The organism is Streptococcus sp. HMSC066E07 (genome assembly GCF_001814695.1).
Lineage (GTDB): Bacteria > Bacillota > Bacilli > Lactobacillales > Streptococcaceae > Streptococcus > Streptococcus hominis.
In genome coordinates this window covers 1-19,013 of record NZ_KV817446.1, presented here as the reverse complement: position 1 = coordinate 19,013, position 19,013 = coordinate 1, and the positions used below count along the sequence as shown (strand labels likewise).

The 19,013-nt window shown below is 39.6% G+C and carries 16 protein-coding genes and 2 tRNA genes; 1 reads left to right on the top strand and 17 read right to left on the bottom strand.

What is annotated here, in order from left to right:
- The first annotated feature begins 19 nt into the window (after positions 1-19).
- Positions 20-1,954, top strand: a complete 1,935-nt coding sequence (locus tag HMPREF2984_RS05055; RefSeq protein ID WP_059221417.1) for a GBS Bsp-like repeat-containing protein — start codon at positions 20-22, stop codon at positions 1,952-1,954.
- 58 nt (positions 1,955-2,012) lie between these two features.
- Here HMPREF2984_RS05055 and purH read toward each other — a convergent pair whose 3' ends face one another.
- From purH to HMPREF2984_RS04970, 17 genes are all read right to left on the bottom strand, one after another.
- The gene (gene purH, locus HMPREF2984_RS05050) at positions 2,013-3,560 is read right to left on the bottom strand and encodes a bifunctional phosphoribosylaminoimidazolecarboxamide formyltransferase/IMP cyclohydrolase (protein ID WP_070670653.1); all 1,548 of its coding nucleotides are present in this window, start codon (positions 3,558-3,560) and stop codon (positions 2,013-2,015) included.
- Positions 3,561-3,574: 14 nt separating this feature from the next.
- Positions 3,575-3,742 carry a hypothetical protein gene (locus HMPREF2984_RS05045; protein WP_003027175.1) on the bottom strand — a complete coding sequence of 56 codons (168 nt, stop codon included), beginning with the start codon at positions 3,740-3,742 and terminating at the stop codon, positions 3,575-3,577.
- Positions 3,743-3,799: 57 nt separating this feature from the next.
- Positions 3,800-4,351, bottom strand: a complete 552-nt coding sequence (purN, locus tag HMPREF2984_RS05040; RefSeq protein ID WP_003028762.1) for a phosphoribosylglycinamide formyltransferase — start codon at positions 4,349-4,351, stop codon at positions 3,800-3,802.
- Positions 4,351-5,370 carry a phosphoribosylformylglycinamidine cyclo-ligase gene (gene purM / locus HMPREF2984_RS05035; RefSeq protein WP_070670650.1) on the bottom strand — a complete coding sequence of 340 codons (1,020 nt, stop codon included), beginning with the start codon at positions 5,368-5,370 and terminating at the stop codon, positions 4,351-4,353. Before purM ends, purN begins: the two co-directional genes overlap by 1 nt.
- A 44-nt stretch (positions 5,371-5,414) precedes the next feature.
- Positions 5,415-6,878 (bottom strand): amidophosphoribosyltransferase, encoded by a 1,464-nt coding sequence (gene purF, locus HMPREF2984_RS05030; protein ID WP_070670717.1) that lies wholly within the window; start codon positions 6,876-6,878, stop codon positions 5,415-5,417.
- A 90-nt stretch (positions 6,879-6,968) separates the two neighbouring features.
- Positions 6,969-10,694: a phosphoribosylformylglycinamidine synthase gene (locus HMPREF2984_RS05025; RefSeq protein WP_070670648.1), complete on the bottom strand. Its 3,726-nt coding sequence runs from the start codon at positions 10,692-10,694 to the stop codon at positions 6,969-6,971.
- Positions 10,695-10,745: 51 nt separating this feature from the next.
- Positions 10,746-11,453, bottom strand: a complete 708-nt coding sequence (gene purC, locus HMPREF2984_RS05020; RefSeq protein WP_003032064.1) for a phosphoribosylaminoimidazolesuccinocarboxamide synthase — start codon at positions 11,451-11,453, stop codon at positions 10,746-10,748.
- 158 nt (positions 11,454-11,611) lie between these two features.
- Entirely contained in the window at positions 11,612-11,857 is a 246-nt protein-coding gene (locus tag HMPREF2984_RS05015) for an acyl carrier protein (protein ID WP_070670646.1), read from the bottom strand.
- A complete protein-coding gene (gene plsX, locus HMPREF2984_RS05010) occupies positions 11,854-12,852 on the bottom strand; it encodes a phosphate acyltransferase PlsX (RefSeq protein WP_070670644.1) in 999 nt (332 codons plus the stop codon). The genes HMPREF2984_RS05015 and plsX overlap by 4 nt, the downstream gene beginning before the upstream one ends.
- Positions 12,849-13,622, bottom strand: coding sequence for a DNA repair protein RecO (gene recO, locus HMPREF2984_RS05005; protein ID WP_070670642.1), 774 nt, complete (start codon positions 13,620-13,622; stop codon positions 12,849-12,851). Before recO ends, plsX begins: the two co-directional genes overlap by 4 nt.
- Positions 13,600-14,787 carry a pyridoxal phosphate-dependent aminotransferase gene (locus HMPREF2984_RS05000; RefSeq protein ID WP_070670640.1) on the bottom strand — a complete coding sequence of 396 codons (1,188 nt, stop codon included), beginning with the start codon at positions 14,785-14,787 and terminating at the stop codon, positions 13,600-13,602. Before HMPREF2984_RS05000 ends, recO begins: the two co-directional genes overlap by 23 nt.
- Positions 14,788-14,941: 154 nt before the next feature.
- Positions 14,942-15,910, bottom strand: coding sequence for a ribose-phosphate diphosphokinase (locus HMPREF2984_RS04995; RefSeq protein ID WP_003040848.1), 969 nt, complete (start codon positions 15,908-15,910; stop codon positions 14,942-14,944).
- 132 nt (positions 15,911-16,042) lie between these two features.
- Complete coding sequence (pcsB, locus tag HMPREF2984_RS04990; protein ID WP_003040856.1) at positions 16,043-17,266, bottom strand: peptidoglycan hydrolase PcsB; 1,224 nt, start codon at positions 17,264-17,266, stop codon at positions 16,043-16,045.
- A gap of 109 nt (positions 17,267-17,375) precedes the next feature.
- A complete protein-coding gene (gene mreD, locus HMPREF2984_RS04985; protein WP_049533226.1) occupies positions 17,376-17,876 on the bottom strand; it encodes a rod shape-determining protein MreD in 501 nt (166 codons plus the stop codon).
- A 1-nt stretch (position 17,877) separates the two neighbouring features.
- A complete protein-coding gene (gene mreC, locus HMPREF2984_RS04980; RefSeq protein WP_049533225.1) occupies positions 17,878-18,684 on the bottom strand; it encodes a rod shape-determining protein MreC in 807 nt (268 codons plus the stop codon).
- A gap of 94 nt (positions 18,685-18,778) precedes the next feature.
- A tRNA-Ser gene (locus tag HMPREF2984_RS04975) sits at positions 18,779-18,866 on the bottom strand.
- Between the two features lie 10 nt (positions 18,867-18,876).
- Positions 18,877-18,950: transfer RNA gene (locus HMPREF2984_RS04970), tRNA-Ile, on the bottom strand.
- Positions 18,951-19,013 lie beyond the last annotated feature (63 nt).

The window sequence follows — 19,013 nt, the reverse complement described above, 5'->3', positions numbered from 1 at the left end:
ATTTATTCAAAGGAGATTTATGAAGAAATACAGTCAATTATTTTTACTATCTAGCACTATTTTGGGCGTTTTTTCTGCTCAACTAACTGCTCAAGCCTCGGAAGCAGATAATGCTCAAAAAAGCTCAAATCCAGCAACTCTTGCTAGCAACATTACCGTCAATGTTTCTGGAAATACAGCTTCTATTAACTACACACGCTCACAGACACAAGTTCCTTACACCATTTACCATGCTGTTTGGTCTGATGAAAATGGGCAAGATGACATTAAGTGGTATTCCGCGCCCCAGACACCAACTACAGCTATTGATTTGCGTCAGCACACTGGTTATGGAACCTTTCACGTCCACACCTATATCAATATCAATGGAAAAATGGTTGGTTTAAACGGAACGACTTTCAAAGTAGAAAAACCAGCTAGCGGCACGGTTTCTACAACCGTTTTAGGAAAGACTGCTCAAATATCCTTTACTCGAAACAAAGATCAAACAAATGCCAATATTTTACACGCTGTTTGGTCTGACGAAAAAGGACAAGATGACATCAAGTGGTATACGGCAGGGCAAGACACAACAGAAATTGACTTATCCAATCATAAAGGATACGGTGTTTACCATGTTCATACTTATGAAAGTAAAAACGGAAAGATGATTGGATTAAATGGTACCACTTTTAACCTTGAAAAACCAAATCCTACTATTCAGACTAGCTTTCCTGAGCCTGGTATCATGGATATTCAGATCAAAAATGTTCCTGAAACAATCTACAAACTAACCGTTCCGGCTTGGTCTGACCGCAACGGACAGGATGATCTTCAATGGTATGCAGCTACTAAAAATCCTGATGGAAGCTACAATGTTAGAGTTGAGCTAAAAAAACACAACTATGACACAGGAACTTATCACATTCATCTTTACGGAGAAAGCTATGTCAAACCAGAGTTTACTGGCTTAGCTGGAATCACTGCCCAAGTTGATGCTGATAAATTGCCTTCTGAAGAAGAGCAAAAACCATTCTTCTCTGTTGAAAATATCAATCAAGAACAAGGGACTTATACCGTCAAAGTTAGTGAAACTTCAAAGTCCAAACCGATTCAATCTGTTCGAGTCCCTATTTGGAGCACGAGCAATCAAAGTAATATCAAGTGGTATACAGCCACTAATAACGGTGACGGAACATTTACGGCAGCATTTGATATTCGCAATCATCAAGTTTTGTCTGGAACATACACCAATCATATTTATGTAAAATATAAAGACGGTAGCGAGCATAGTTACGCAACGGATTCGGTTGCTATGTCCGCAGAAAAAATTAAAACCAAAGTATCTGTCGATAAACGCTCAACTTATCTTTATGAGGTGACAGTGACAGATGCCTACGGTGACGGAACAATTACCTTACCGACTTGGTCTGAAGTCAATGGACAAGACGACATTCAGTGGTACATTGCTACTAAAGCTGGAAATGGAATTTACAAATTCACAATTGATACGCAAAAACACACTGGCAGCGGGCTTTTCCATACACATGTCTACCGCAATCTCAACGGTCAAATGATTGGACTAACTGGTACGAGCTATCAAGTAGAGAAACCTGCTGTTTCTTTCCAACCAAATTATGCCGCAGCAACGACTTATCCAAAAGGGCAATGTACTTGGGGCGCCAAAGCTCTTGCGCCTTGGGCTGGCAATTACTGGGGCAATGGTGGTGATTGGGCTGCTAGCGCCAGACGAGCTGGTTTTAAAACCGGTACAACTCCACAAGTAGGGGCTATTATTTGTTGGACAGACGGTGGCTACGGTCATGTTGGAGTTGTTACTCACGTAGCCTCAAACACACGCATTCAGATTCAAGAGGCCAACTACGCTGGAAAACAATATATTGGCAACTTCCGTGGCTGGTTCAATCCTCATGCAGCTGGACAAGGAGCAGTTAGTTACATTTATCCAAAATAAGTTCCTCTGAACAACTTTAAAAACCTTGGAAAACAAATCCAAGGTTTTTATACTATTTTCAATGTCTAAAATGCCGTACGCCTGTAAACACCATGGCAATGCCGTATTTATCAGCCATGTCGATAGACTCTTGGTCACGGACGGAGCCACCTGGCTGGATGATTGCTTTCACACCTGCAGCAGCAATTTCTTCAACATTGTCCGCAAATGGGAAGAAAGCATCACTAGCAAGGACCGCACCATCAAGACGGTCTTTCGCTTGGTCAAGAGCGATACGAACAGAAGCCACACGATTGGTTTGACCAGGACCGACACCCAGTGTCATGTGGTCATTTGTCACGATGATACCATTCGATTTCACATATTTGATCGCTTTCCAAGCAAATTCAAGCGCTGTTTTTTCTTGGTCGTTTGGTTGTCGTTTGGTTACAACCTTCCAATCCGCTGGATTTTCTTCAATAACATCTTGGTTTTGAACCAAAAGCCCACCGACAACACCCGTGTATTCTTTTTCAATTTGGCTAGCTTCTTGAGCTTCAAATGGCAATTGAAGAATCCGCAAGTTTTTCTTCTTCGTTGTCAAGATTTCAAGGGCTTTTTCTGAATAACTTGGTGCAATGATGATTTCAAGGAAAATAGCGTGCATTTTCTTAGCAGTTGCTGCGTCAACTTGGCGATTCAACACAACAATTCCACCAAAGATTGAAACTGGGTCAGCTTCATAAGCGTAATCCCAAGCTGTTTCAATTTCGTCAGCTTGTCCGATACCACATGGATTCATGTGTTTAAGAGCAACAACAGTCGGGCGGTCTTTGAAATCACGGATAATACGGATTGCAGCGTCAGCATCGCGGATGTTGTTAAATGACAATTCTTTACCGTTTAATTGTTTAGCAGAAGCAATTGAGTAATCTGTTGGCAAAGCTTTTTGGTAGAAATCCGCGTCTTGTTGAGGGTTTTCACCATACCGCATGGGTTGTTTCAAATCATAAGTGAGGGTGAGTTTTTCAGGTTTTGTTTCTCCGACTTGTTTTGTGAAATATTCCGCAATTAAAGCGTCGTAAGCTGCTGTGTGACGGAAAACTTTGGCTGCCAAGCGCTGACGCGTTTCAAAGTTTGTTTCACCATTAGCTGTCAATTCATCTAAAACAACATCGTAGTCAGCTGGGTCAACAACAACTGTAACACTAGCATGGTTTTTAGCAGCAGAGCGAAGCATGGATGGACCACCGATATCAATGTTTTCAACCGCATCAGCATAAGTCACATCTGGTTTCAGAATAGTTTCTTTGAATGGGTAAAGGTTAACCACAACAAGGTCAATCAATTCAATGTGATTATCTTTTGCAGCTTGAAGGTGGCTGTCAAGGTCGCGACGAGCCAAAAGGCCGCCGTGAATATTTGGATGAAGTGTTTTCACACGACCGTCCATCATTTCTGGGAAGCCCGTTACATCATCAATGGCGATAGTCTCCACACCTGCTTTATCAAGCGCAACTTTTGTTCCACCAGTCGAGATAATATCCCAACCAAGTTTTTTCAATTCTTGAGCAAATTCAACAATGCCCGCTTTGTCTGAAACACTGATTAGTGCACGTTTTGTCATTTCAGTCCTACTTTCTACTTCTTTTTGTAAAATATAAACCACTCAATAGCAATACTGGCAATAAGCCCGATAGAATAAGCCAAGCAAAGGCGTAACGGATTTTCAAGATTACCAAATAGTACATTTACTATAAAGGCAACGACAATAAAAGTTAATACAAACGCCAAAATCTTTTTTATCATCATAATCTCCTTATAAGGCAGCATACTAATAGCTAACTACGCTATCAAATACACGGACTACTTTTTCTTAACTCCTAAGCTCTCCAAAACATCTGGATAGAGTTTATACTCTGCTTCATGAATGCGAGCTTCAAAACTGTCAATAGTATCATCAGCCAGACGAGGCACACGAACTTGTTTAATCACTTTTCCGGTGTCAACGCCATTGTCAACCCAGTGAACGGTCACACCGGATTGGCTGACACCAGCATTCCAGGCATCTTCAATCCCATGAGCACCTGGAAATTCTGGCAGATAAGCTGGGTGAATATTGATGATACGGCCTTCGTAAGCTGCTAGCAGAGTCGGACCAACAATCTTCATATAACCAGCTAGACAAACCAAATCAATATCATTTTTTTCAAGCAAAGCAACAATAGCCTCCTCGTAGGCTGCTTTATTGTCAAACTCTTTGAGTTCAAAAGCATGAGCTGTCACACCGAGTTTTTCTGCACGTTCTAAGACATATGCATCCCTGTGGTCTGAAAAGACAAACTCAACTGGAAATTGCTCTGCAATGACTTGAAAATTTGACCCATTACCACTCGCAAAAACTGCGATTTTTTTCATTATTTAATCACCACACTTGCATCAGCTTTTTTAACGATACGACCAAGTTCGTAAACTGGTTCGTCAAGCAATTCTTTCACACGCTCAACCTTATCAAGGCTAACTGCCAACATGAGACCAATACCCATGTTAAAGATTTCAAACATTTCTTCGTGTTTGATGTTACCGTGTTTTTCAAGAGCTTTGAAAATTGGAAGAACAGGAACTTTATCTTCTTCGATTTCAGCAGCTAAATCATCCTCAAACATACGTGGAACATTTTCGATGAAACCACCACCAGTGATGTGAGCAATACCGTTAACCAATTCTTCCTTGATAAGCGGAAGCACTGCTTTAACGTAGATACGTGTTGGTTCAAGAAGCACTTCTTTTAATTTTTTGCCTTCAAGCTCTGGAAGAACCTCTTCGCCTGTATAATCAGCAAAGACACGACGGACAAGTGAATAACCATTTGAGTGAATCCCACTGGAAGCAAGCCCTAGAAGAACATCACCATCAGAAACTTTTGACCCGTCAATGATTTGTTTTTTTTCAGCCACACCTACTGCAAAACCAGCCAAATCATAATCATCTTCACCATACATACCAGGCATTTCAGCAGTTTCACCACCGATAAGAGCTGCGCCAGATTGAACACAACCTTCCGCAACACCTGCAACGACTTGTTCAAGTTTTGCAGGTTCATTTTTACCAGTAGCAATGTAATCTAGGAAGTAAAGTGGCTCAGCACCAGCTGCAATGATGTCATTGACACACATGGCTACACAGTCTTGGCCAATTGTATCGTGTTTATCGTACTTGATAGCCAGCATGAGCTTGGTTCCGACACCATCAGTTCCTGAAATCAAAACAGGTTCTTTCACGCCAGTTTTTGTAAGGTCGAACATCCCACCAAAGCCACCAAGAGCTCCCATAACACCTGCACGTTCAGTACGCGCAACGTGTTTTTTGATACGTGCAACAACTTCATAACCCGCTTCAACATCAACACCAGATTGAGCATAAGCATTTTTTGTCATAATAATTTTCTCCTTTTTGGAAATAGCAGAGCTATTAAACTGTTCTATTTATTTTCATTAACTTCATGAATATAGAAGCTTGTTTTTTCTTCTAAGCTTTTGAGGTAAGGTTCTTCGTAATCGTAAAGTGGTGTTGGATACTTACCGTCAAAGTAAGCCACACACAAACCACCATTAGGCGCATCTGTATCAAGACCGATTGATTCAATCAAACCGTCAATTGACAAGTAAGTCAAGCTATCAGCACCGATAATCTCACAAACTTCATCTTTGGTATGATTAGCTGAAATCAATTCACGACGATTTTGAATATCGATACCGTAGAAACATGGGTATTTCAATTCTGGACTACCGATTGCCACATGAACTTCTGTCGCACCAGCTTCACGAAGCAAACGAACGATACGGCGTGATGTAGTTCCACGCACGATAGAATCATCAACCATGACCACGCGCTTACCTTTAACAACACCAGATACGGCTGAGAGCTTCATGCGAACACCTTGCTCACGCAACTCTTGTGTCGGTTGAATGAAAGTACGTTGTGTGTACTGATTTTTCACCAAGCCCATTTCATTTGGGAGACCTGATTCTTCAGCAAATCCCATCGCTGCTGAAAGTGATGAATTCGGTACACCAACGACAATATCAGCTTCATGTTGAAATTCCTGTGCCAAACGTTTCCCCATATTTTTACGAGCCGTGTGAACATTGACACCATAAATATCACTGTCAGGTCGTGCAAAATAGATGTATTCCATTGAACAGATAGCAAGCTGAGTATCCGTCGTGTAGGTATCGTACCGAATGCCATTGTCATCAATAATAACCATTTCACCAGGTTTCACATCTCGAATCCACTTGGCACCAACCACTTCAAAGGCACACGTTTCACTTGATACTACCCAAGCACCATTTGCCATTTGCCCAATTGACAAGGGACGAAAACCATTTGGGTCAAGCGCAGCAATCAATTTATCTTCTGTCATCAAAAGATAAGCAAAGCCACCTTTGACAGTGTTCAACGCTTCTTTGACTTTACCGATAAATTCAGGATTATGGCTACGGCGAATCAAATGCATTAGAATTTCAGTATCAGATGAGGCATTAAAAATCGCCCCTTGGTCTTCCAATTCTTTTTTCAATGATACTGCATTTGTCAAATTACCATTGTGGCAAAGCCCAAATTGCTCGTCTGTAAAGTTGTAAAGAAATGGTTGAATATTATTAATAGACGCAGAGCCAGCAGTCGCATAGCGAACGTGACCAATAGCAGCAGTTCCTGTTAATTTTTCCAAATCAGCAGGATTTTTAAATACTTCTGAAAGAAGACCAGTATTACGGTGCTGAAGAAGTTTGCCCTTATCGTTTGTGACAATACCAGCACCTTCTTGACCGCGGTGTTGAAGACTGTGAAGTCCAAAATAAGTCACTTGAGCTGCTTGAGGATGCCCCCAAATCCCAAAAACACCACATTCTTCATTTAGAGATTTAACTTCGTATGTCACTGACATTTCCTCTTATTTTTCTGTCATTTTTATGCTCAATCATTATCAAAAGAATCCGAAATCATAGTTTCTTTTGATATTTGACGAGTATTATTCCCCTGTAAAGTAACGCACAGCACTTGCAAAGAGATGTTGGTCTTTATTTCCTGGAATATTTTGGAAAAGACCGTCTTCATAACGTTCTGAATGTCCCATTTTACCAATGATTTGACCGTTCTTGCTGGTAATCCCTTCAATCGCATTAATAGAGCCGTTTGGATTGTATTTAGAATCCATGCTTGGTTTGCCATCAAAATCCACGTATTGGCTGAAGATTTGTCCGTTGTCACGGAGTTCTGCAAATTCTTCATCTGTTACGACAAATTTCCCTTCACCATGTGATACTGGGATTGCATGAATATCACCAACTTTGACACCGGCAAGCCAAGGTGAGTTCGTATTGGAAATACGTGTTTCAACCATTTTCGCCACATGTTGGTTGGCATCATTATAGAAGAGTGTCGGACTTGTTTCGGTCGCTTCTTCAAAGTTACCGTATGGAAGTAGGCCTGATTTCACAAGCGCTTGGAATCCATTACAGATACCGATAATCAGCCCGCCTTTTTCAATAAAGCTATCAATCGCTGCGCGGACTTTTTGGTTTAACAAGATGTTAACGATGAATTTAGCAGAACCGTCTGGTTCATCAGCGGCTGAGAAACCTCCTGCAAAGAAAATAATATTTGCTTTACAGATGTTGTCAACCATTGTGTCAACAGATGCTTCAATTGCTGCTTCATCAAGTGTCACAAATGGTACCAGATTCACTTTTGCTCCAGCTTGTTCAAAAGCTTTTGCTGAATCATATTCTGAATTTGTACCAGGAAAGACTGGAATGTAAACAAGTGGCTCTGCTACTTTCTTACTTGTTTTAATCACTGCATCTGAAGCAATTGCCGGAACATCTTCAAGTTTTGTACTTTGTTCAAATTCAGTTGGGTAAACGTCTTCGAGTTTGCCTTCAAAGGCTGACAAAAGTTTATCTCCTGCAAGGTTGACACCGTTGACAGTAAGTGTAAAGTCAGATCTTGTTTCACCGATTTTCACAACATCAGCAATTTCTTCAGCAGATGTAAAGATAAAACCGCCAAGTTGTGCTGTCAAGCTAGTCGCAAGCTCTACCAGCTCTACTTTTGCACCGATATGGTTACCAAAATCTGCAAGTGCCAAGCTTTCAATCACACCACCATATTTAACAGCTGAAGCTGATGTGACATGGTGTGCTTTTTGAATCGCTTCAAATTTAGCAAAATTAGCTTTAATCAAATCAAAATCAATCTCTTGTGAAATAGCTTGCCCTGGAATGTAGTAAATGTATTCACCAGCTGCTTTAAATTCTGGCGAAAGAACATTACGACTATCTGCTGTTGTCACACCAAAGGCAACCAATGTTGGCGGTACTGTCAATTCTTCAAAAGTCCCTGACATGGAGTCTTTACCACCGATTGATGGCAAACCAAGTTGCAATTGCGCTTCGATTGAACCAAGAAGAGCTGAAACTGGTTGTCCAAAGCGTTCAGCTTGTTTGTCCATACGTTGGAAATACTCTTGATAAGAGAAACGTGCTTTAGACCAATTCGCACCTGTTGCCACCAAACGCGCTGTTGCTTCGATAACAGCATAAGCTGCACCATGATAAGGTGACCACTCCGCAATATAAGGGTTGAACCCTTGTGCCATAACTGATGCTGTTGTTGTGACACCGTTTTGAACAGGAAGTTTTTGAACTGAACTTTCTGTTGGTGTGATTTGATAACGACCGCCGATTGGATGATTAACTGTTGAACGCCCAACCGAGCTGTCAAAGATAGTTTGCAACCCTTTTTGACTAGCGTGGTTAAGATCAGACAGAACTTTCACTGTGTCTGCTTCAAGTGTTGCTGCTGATGTTGTACGCACCTCAGGAAGGGCAACATCCTTATCCACAACGTTTGCATCAACCACCACACGCACACCGTTTGTATCAAGGAAACGACGTTCAATATCAACGATTGTTTGACCATTCCAAGTCATAACAAGATTTGGTTTTTCAGTAACTGTGGCAACCACTACCGCGTCAATATTTTCTTTATGACATTCTGCCACGAAATCCTCAACATCTTTGGGACGAACCACAACAGCCATACGTTCTTGTGATTCAGAAATGGCAATTTCAGTTCCGTTAAGCCCTTGGTATTTCAAAGGCACTTTGTTAAGGTCGATTTCAAGACCGTCAGCTAATTCACCAATTGCCACACAGACACCACCAGCACCAAAGTCGTTTGATTTTTTAATAAGACGCGTCACATTACCATTGCGGAAAAGACGTTGAATCTTCCGTTCTTCAATAGCATTCCCTTTTTGAACTTCTGCGCCAGCTGTTTCAACAGATTCAACGGTTTGGACCTTAGATGAACCAGTTGCACCACCAACACCGTCACGACCTGTTTTACCGCCAAGAAGGATTACCACATCGCCTGCTTCTGGTTTTTCACGGACAACATTCCCTTTAGGAGCTGCACCGACAACGGCACCAAGTTCCATACGTTTAGCGACGAATCCTGGGTGGAAGTATTCTTTAACGTAAGTTGTGGCAAGACCGATTTGATTCCCATATGAAGAATAACCATGTGCCGCTGTCTTAGAAATCACTTGCTGCGGCAATTTGCCGGCACGCGTCTCAGCAATCGGTGTTGTAATATCACCAGCACCTGAAATACGCATTGCTTGATAAACATAAGAACGTCCTGACAATGGGTCGCGGATTGCACCACCGATACACGTTGCGGCACCACCAAATGGTTCAATTTCTGTTGGGTGATTGTGTGTTTCATTCTTGAACATCAAAAGCCATGGTTCTTTAACACCGTTCACATCAACTTCGATTTCAACCGAACAAGCATTGATCTCGTCTGATACTTCCATGTCATCCAAACGGCCATTGGCACGCTCGTAACGACCAAAAATAGTTGCCATATCCATAAGCGTTTGCGGCTTTTCAGAACGTCCAAGTTCAGCACGCATAGCAATATATTTATCATAAGTTGCTTGCAATTGTTTTTGGAATTTAGACGATGAGAAATCAATATGCTTCAGCTCAGTTTCAAAAGTTGTGTGGCGGCAATGGTCTGACCAGTAAGTATCCAACACTTTCAATTCTGTTTCCGTTGGCACGCGCCCGATGGATTTGAAATAATCTTGGATGAAGACAAGGTCATCCACTTCCATTGCCAAACCTTGCTCAGTTTTATAATCAGCAAATTCAGCCGCTGTATAAGTCTTGAAGAAATCAAGATTTGGAATCGTTTTGTCCGACTCTGAAAATGCTTGCGGTGCAATTCCTGTCGTAATATCTTTAAAACGAGAATCTACTGGATTAAGAAGATAATTCTTAACCGCATCAAGTTCAGCTGTATCAATATCTTTGTTAACAAGATAAAGTTGAGCTGTATTAACCGTTACATCATTACTGCTGCCAAGAAGGAGTAATGCTTCTTGTGATGAAGCCGCACGCTGATCAAATTGACCTGGAAGTGATTCGATGGCAAAGAAAGTATAGTTAGCAAGTTCAGCAACCACATCACTTTCAGCCAAAATAGTATCAGTTACCTGTTCAGAGAAGATGTGCTTTTCAGCACGCTCAAAAAGCGAATCTGCCAAGCCAAACACATCATACACTTGAATAATACGCAAATCGGTTAAACTCGTTAATTGAAGATTGTGTTTGAGTTCTTTAACAAGCGCCTGAGCCTTAATGTTAAAATTTGATTTTTTCTCAACGAAAATTCGTTTATTCATTTTTTACCCTTTTTAGAATTCTTCTTTCTACTTAATTAGAAATCACAGTTTTTAGTTAAGCCCTTTGAGTTTTTCAAGGACAACTTCGTAAACATCTGTCAAACTACCTAAATCACGACGAAAAACATCTTTATCCATGTGGTGACCTTCAGCATCCCAAAGACGGCAGTTATCTGGTGAAAATTCATCCGCAAGAATAATGTTGCCATCTTTGTCTTTACCAAATTCCAATTTGAAATCAATCAAATTCAGACCAATTTGGCTGAACCAATCTTTCAAAAGGTCATTAATACGACGTGTTTCTGCTTTGATATAAGCAATATCTTCATCACTTGCAATACCAAGGAATTTTACGTGTTCATCATTGATAAATGGGTCATCCAAATCATCATTTTTGTAGTAAAATTCAACGATTGGAGTATCTAATTTAATTCCTTCTTCAACACCAAAGCGTTTTGAGAATGAGCCTGCAGTGACATTACGCAAAACAACTTCAAGCGGAATGATATCCACTTTTTTGTTCAATTGTTCGGTTTCTGACAATTGTTTAACAAAGTGAGTTGCCACACCTGCTTCATTCAATTTCGTAAAAATGAAAGATGAGATTTGATTATTAAGAACGCCTTTACCTTTAATCGTCTCTTTACGAGCACCATTAAGCATGGTCGCTTGGTCTTTGTAATGTGCAATAATAAGATTTTCATCATCTGTCAAAAATAAATCTTTAGCTTTTCCCGAATATAACAAATCACCTGTCATTTTAATATTCGCCTTTCACATTTTTCTGACTTAAGTCTATCATATTCAAAAAGGATTTTCAAGAAAATACCGTACAATATTCGCAAACACCAAAAAACAGCTGGGGTTTCAGCTGTTTTCTCATATTTTACTTTATTTAGTCAATAAAATGTTCGTTTTTATGCTCTGTTCAAGTTTTTCTGCACGCAAGCGACAACATCACTCACATTCTTCAACTCATCTATATCTTCGTCTGAAATTTCAATGCCAAATTCATCCTCCACAGTTAGAATAAATTCCATCAAATCAACAGAATCTGCTTGCAGGTCATCTTTCAAACTGAGGGTTTGAGAAACTTGAAATTCCTCACCACGACTATCCTGAATAATTTCTACAATTTTTTCATAAATTTTTTGTTCTGTCATTTTGCCTCTCCCGAAAATTCATTTACTGCTTTTCCTACAACATCCGTTTCCAACATTGTACGAATTTGACGAATCGTGCTGTAAACCGCTTTTGCATCACTCGCTCCATGTGTTTTAACAACAGGTGCTTTCACTCCAAACAAAACAGCACCGCCTACATCAGAATAATTTAAACTACTCTTCAAAGACTTTAGACTATCTTTCAGTAACATTGCACCTAGTTTTGCTTTCCAGCCACCATCTAAAATAGATTTTTTAAGCTGGCTCATAATTCCCATGGCTGTTCCCTCCATAGCTTTCAACACAGCATTCCCTGTAAAGCCGTCCGCTACCACAACGTCTGCTACATGATCCATTAAATCACGCGCTTCCACATTTCCAATAAAATTTAGCGAGGCGTCCGCTGCTAACAAATCATACACTTCTTTCCGCAAGGGATCCCCCTTACTTGCTTCTGTCCCATTGTTTAAAAGCCCTACACGTGGTTGGTTGATTCCACGGACATTTTCAGCATAAAATGACCCTAAAATAGCATACTGATGCAAATGATGAGCTGTATTTTCCGCATTAGCCCCCAAATCCAACATATCAAAGCCTTTGCCATCTGTCGTTGGTAATGTGGACATCAAACCCGGACGGTCAATATTCTTGATACGACCAACAATGAAAAATCCCGCAGCCAGAAGCGCTCCCGTATTTCCGGCAGAAAGAACGGCATCAGCTTCTCCATCCTTTACTGCCTTTGCCGCTAGCACCATACTGGCATTTTTCTTCTTGCGAATTGCTTTAGTTGGCTCATCATCTGAATTGATTTTTTCATCTGTATGAACAATACGAACCCGCTCAGTTGCCTTTAAATACTGCTTGATTTTTGCTTCATCTCCATAAAGAATGACTTCAATATCCGAAAAATCGTTCAGTGCTTGATTGACTCCCTCTACGATAGATTGTGGAGCATAATCGCCACCCATGGCATCAATTGCTATTTTTTTCATTTCGACTCCTTGTTCTTTAATATTTCTCCCCAGTCTCCCAGAGAATCAATAAATTTTTTGGGCTTTAGATGAATCCCAACATATTCTTCATAAATTTGATCAATCACTTTTCGCAATTGTCTTTTCAATTCAGGATTCAAAGAAATGGTCTCCAGTTCACTATATTGAACCGCTTGAAATTGGTCTAATAAGTAAGGAATGTTAGGATCCAGATGACTCCGTCTCTCGTCTTGGTTGTAATGTTCCGGGCATAAAACACCGTTATAAGTAAAAGAAAAATCAAACGGCAACCCTACACGGTGGCAAAAGCAGCATTCATGGAAATTCAAAGAAATTCCAAAACGTGACAAAATTTGAATTTCAAAAATATTGGTCAGTACCTCATAATCCAAGCCCTGTTCCATCAGCTCCAACGTTTTTTGCAAAAAAGCAAAGAGAGCCGAATCTATTTCATTATCCTGAATACTAGCGTCCGCTAGAGCTACCACATAAGTCGCATAAGCCATTGTAAACAAATCATGATTGATATGCTGGAAAGTCGTAACCTCTTGATAATCATCGATATAACTCAAACCGTCATCATTTATTTTCATCAAAAAATCAGCCACTATCAATGGTTGGACAACCGGATTCAACTTAGAATTTCTAGCATGTTTCACGAAAAACATTCGCTTACCAGCTTGCTCTGTGAAAATTTTGACCAGTTTATCATTTTCTCGGAAATTACGATTATAGAGAACCAAACCTTTACTTGTGATGGATTTCAGCATACTCCTCCATATATTCCTTAAGTCGCTTCATAGCTTCTTTTATCGTATCCATGCTGGCCGCATAAGAAAGACGTACATAACCTTCCCCATACTGACCAAAAGCAGCACCAGGAATGAAAGCAACCGCTTTTTTTTGTGCAAAATCCTTTAAAAAAGCAAAAGAATCTTGATTGTAGCCAGCTGGAATCTTGGCAAAAATGTAAAATGCACCATCTGGTTTGATAATCTTAAAATCCAGCTCCGTCATCTTTTCGATAATGTAATCGCGACGCTCAATATATTCCTTTTTCATCGGCTCTGCATCATCTTTACCTGCTGTCAATGCTTCCACTCCTGCAAATTGAGCCATCGTGTTTGCAGCTGTCACCAAGTATTGGTGACTTTTAATCAATTGAGCCGTAAAAGCAGCTGGAGCAAAGGTGAAGCCTAGACGCCAACCTGTCATCGCATGCGATTTAGACAGACCATTGATCACAATCGTTTGCTCCGGTAAAAATTCTGCAATAGATACATGTGGCTGATCGGTATAAGTCAACTCAGAATACACTTCATCACAAACAACAAAGACATCATACTTTTTCAATACATCGGCTAACGCAGTCATTTGTTCTCGTGAATAAGTCACTCCTGTCGGATTAGCTGGATAATTTAAAATCACTGCTTTAAGCTGATTTCCTTGCTCTAAAATCGCTTTTTCCAACATATCAGGTGTTAAAACAAAGTCATTTTCTGTGGTATCAATCTCGACAATTTCTGCTCCCACAAGATCCACAATTGGTTCATATCCTGGATAAGCAGGTGCAGGCAACAGTACCTTATCTCCTTCTTCTAAGATAGCTGTCAATGTCGCAGATAGAGCTTCTGTCGCTCCAATTGTCACTAAAATTTCTGTTTCAGGGTCATAAGAAAGATTGTATTTTTCTTTCACAAATTGACTAGCTGCCTGACGCAATGCTAACAACCCACTCATGCCTGTATAATGGCTCTCATTTGCATCAATCGCCGCTTTTGCAGCCTCTTTTACATGATCTGGAGTTGTAAAATCAGGCTCTCCCAATGTCAAACGAAGAACTCCAGGGATGCTCGAAATAGATTGATCAAATTGCCGAATCAAAGAAACTTCAATTTTATCTAAATTTTTGTTAAAACGTTTCGCCAAATCCATATCTTACCTCCAAAATCTGATAGAACTATTATACTATAAAACCTAAGTCATAGCAAAAATATCATAATATTGAGAAAATTCATCACTTATCATCTGATTGAAGCAAAAGAATCACTCCAGCTATCAGAGTGATTCCTATCTAGATATTCTTACATTAAAGAGCCGTTAAAGTTTCAAATAATGGCGAAAGGGGGCGTTTTTCATGAATACGCACAATTGCCTCTGCCAAAAGATGAGCTATCGAAATCTGTTCAATTTTATCAATTAAACGCTCTTCCGGCAAATAAATTGTATCTAACACGACCAATTTTTTAATCGCTGATTTCTGAATATTATCCATAGCAGGACCCGAAAGTACTGGATGAGTACAGCTTGCATAAACTTCTACCGCACCTGCCTCAGCAAGCGCATCAGCAGCATGGCAAATTGTCCCAGCTGTATCAATCATATCGTCAATTAAAATACAAGTTTTGCCTTCCACTTTACCGATGATATTCATTACCTCACTCGTATTCATCTTATCTACACTACGTCGCTTATCAATAATAGCAATCGGTGTTTTCAAAAATTCAGCTAATTTACGAGCGCGCGTCACACCACCGTGGTCAGGACTAACAACTACATAATCGCTACCTGTCATCCCACGACGTTCAAAATAATCCGCAATGAGAGGAGCCCCCATAAGATGATCTACTGGAATATCAAAAAATCCTTGAATTTGAGCCGCATGCAAATCAATTGTCAGCAAACGATCAACACCAGCCACTTGCAACATATTTGCAACCAATTTTGAAGTAATTGGTTCACGAGCACGTGCCTTTCGGTCTTGACGAGCATAGCCATAATAAGGCATTACAACATTGATTGATTCAGCACTTGCACGCTTTAAAGCATCCACCATGATTAAAATTTCCATCAAATTATCATTGACGGGCGAGCTCGTTGACTGCAAGATAAAAACATGTTTTCCGCGGATAGATTCTTCGATATTTACTTGAATCTCCCCATCAGAAAATTGGCGCACAGTTGACTTCCCAAGCTCCATACCAATCTCTTGAGCAACGCGTTCAGCCAGTTCCTGGTTAGACGAAAGAGCAAAGAGCTTTAAATCAGAAAACGACATGATTTCCTCCAGTATATATTCGTTTCTTTGTAAATCAGTTACAAATTTCTCCATCTAACATTGTAACCCTTTTTAGTGAATTTTTCAATCAAAAATAAAAAACGCAAGATGCGCTTTTTATCTTTCTATTCATTAATTTGGATAGATGTAAGTAAATGAACCTTGTCCTGCAGCAGCTGGATTGAACCAACCACGATAATTTCCAATAGCTTGATTACCTGCATAGTTTGCTTCAGATACTTGAATACTTGTAGCTGATTGAACAGCTGTTACAACAGCAACGTGTCCATAACCACCATCGTTCCATGAAATGATTGCACCTACTTGAGGTGTTGAACCTGTACGGAAACCAGCTGCAGCCGCACTTGCTGCCCATTGAGCTCCATTACCCCAATAATCACCAGCCCACGGAGCTAATGTTTTTGCTCCCCATGTACATTGACCAACTGGATAAGTTGAAGCAGATGAACTATATGTAGGACGACTCACAGTTCTAGTAGTAGTTGCTGCTTGTTGCGTCACATTTGTTTGAGTTGGAGTAGCTGCTGCACCACTATTGTTGTTTACAGCTTGTACTTGGGCTGCAAAACTTGTATTAGCAGAAGAAGCTACAGCTTGTTCTTGCGCTGCTTGTTGTGCTTTATAAGCTGCTTCTTGTGCTGCTGCCTCTTCAGCTGCCTTTTGTGCTGCTGCTTTTTGTGCCAACAATGAGTTCTTTTCACCTTCAGCAGTTGCTTTTTCTGCAGCAAGATTCAACTGCGCTGCTTTTAGTTCAGCTTGCTTAGTAGACAATGTTTTTGCATCATTTGCAAGTGTTTGTTGATTTGCGATAACAGTATTTATCGCTTCATTATTGGCTACTTGTTTTTCAGAAATAGCTTTTTTATCTTGTTTTTGTTGTTCCAACATTTTGTTGTTTGCTGAAACGATTTCGCTCATAGCAGAAACACGTGAAATAGCTTCTGTAATTGATTTTGAATTTACAATTGTATTGATATAGCTTGTAGCCGTACCGCTCGTTTGAGCACTACGTGCTTGATTAGCCAATGATTCATTACGCGCTACAATATTCTTAGACAACGTTTCGATTTCAGCCGATAATTTTGTTGATTCAGCTTGAAGTTTTTCGTTTTCAGCTTTCAATTTTTCTTGTTGAGATTGAATAGATGAAACTTGAGCTTGAATTTGATCTACTTGAGCTTGAGCTGATTTTTGTTGATCATTCAAACTATTAATTTTACTATCTTGTGCAGCAATCTTGTCATCAGTAGAATCTGCATGTACATTTACAAGAGACGCTCCCTGTGCAAGAACCATTGTACTTAATAAGATTGATGTAAGTAATTTTTTCTTCATAAATGATTATACTCCTATTCAATAAGACAATTATAAGTATAACAAAAAAAGGCGCTGAGTATGTTACGCCTTTATTACATTTCTATTTCCAATTCATCATAAAATCTTATCATAAATATATCTTCTCCAAAATTGGTTGAAGCAACAAAAAGAATAGTAAATTTGAGACCATTGTCGGAGCAATTGTATAAACGACAAAATCTGCAAAAGACATTTGAATTAGATGGGTAACATTTGCCAAAGCGAACGTAGCCACCTCAAAGAAAAATACTAAAATGGCAACTGTTAAAAAGCGACTAACTCGATTAGACATCAAAACAGAATTATATTTACTAATAACAATCCCCGCTAAAGGCAACAATAGTGTCGAAATGCCGATAATATGAAAATAATATGCATCATACAACAAACCAATTAACAGCAACATGATAAAATTAGTATTTTCTGAAAGATTTATCGAAATATACAAAATAAAGATAAGCAAAAGATGACTTAGTAAGTGGATATTATTTGGAAATAAATTAGTCAAAAGATTTGAAAGATGGCCATCTACTAACATCACAACAAATAAAGCCAAAAAGGGTAAAATGTAGCTTTTAAAAAATTTCATATCAATTTCCTACTAATGTCACCACACGAATATCTGACAAATCCGCACTTGGTTTTACAAAGACTTCTTTTGTTAAATGGTCCGATTTTTCAGTAACAGAAAGGACTGTTCCAACCGGAATATTAGGAATGTTGTACGTTCCTAAACCACTGGTCACAACTTTCTCACCTTTTTTAATGGTATCCGAACTATTTAACTGACTGATAATAAAAGCAGATTTTTCTTTACTGTAGCCAACAATCACACCATAAATTGTGCTTGTCTCCGTTTGAATTTTTACTGAAATATTATCAACATTTTTATTATTGGTTAAAAGATTTACTCGGCTAGAATGAGAAGCGACATCTTTCACACTACCAATCAAGCCACCATTTGCCACCGCTAGCATTGTATTTTGAATCCCATTTTGACGACCAGCATTGACAGTTAATTCAGATAACCAAGAAACCGGCATACGCGTAATAACATCAGATGAAACCGTTTTTTTTGACTCATAAAGATTTTTCATTTCTAATAGCTGTCTTAATTGAGCATTTTCATCTTTTAATGAAGCTGAATCAGCAGATTGTTCTTCTGCTTTAAATAAAGCTTTTTTTAATTGCTTGTTTTCTTTATATGTCCGTGATAAATCAGTCAAATCCGATTTAACATCCACCAAAAAATTAAATGGTTTTGAAATAATATTATCCAAAATAGAAACAACATTAGAAGTTGCATTCACCACACCTAAAGAACGAGTAGTAACCAAAAGTACAGAAGTTATTATTATCAAAACAGCAGTCATAATAAGAAATTTGGATTTTTTCATATGATTCACTCTACTCCAAAATAGATACAATATCTATCACACAAGATTCACAGATAACAGAAAAGGAGATAGCTATCGCTACACTCCTTACATACGGAGAATGGGGGATTCGAACCCCCGCGCCAGTTACCCGACCTAACGATTTAGCAAACCGTCCTCTTCAGCCTCTTGAGTAATTCTCCAAAAATATTATGGGCACGAGTGGACTCGAACCACCGACCTCACGCTTATCAGGCGTGCGCTCTAACCACCTGAGCTACGCGCCCAAGTTCAAAAACTTGGTGTGAACATCTCCGTTCAAAGCGGGTGACGAGAATCGAACTCGCGAC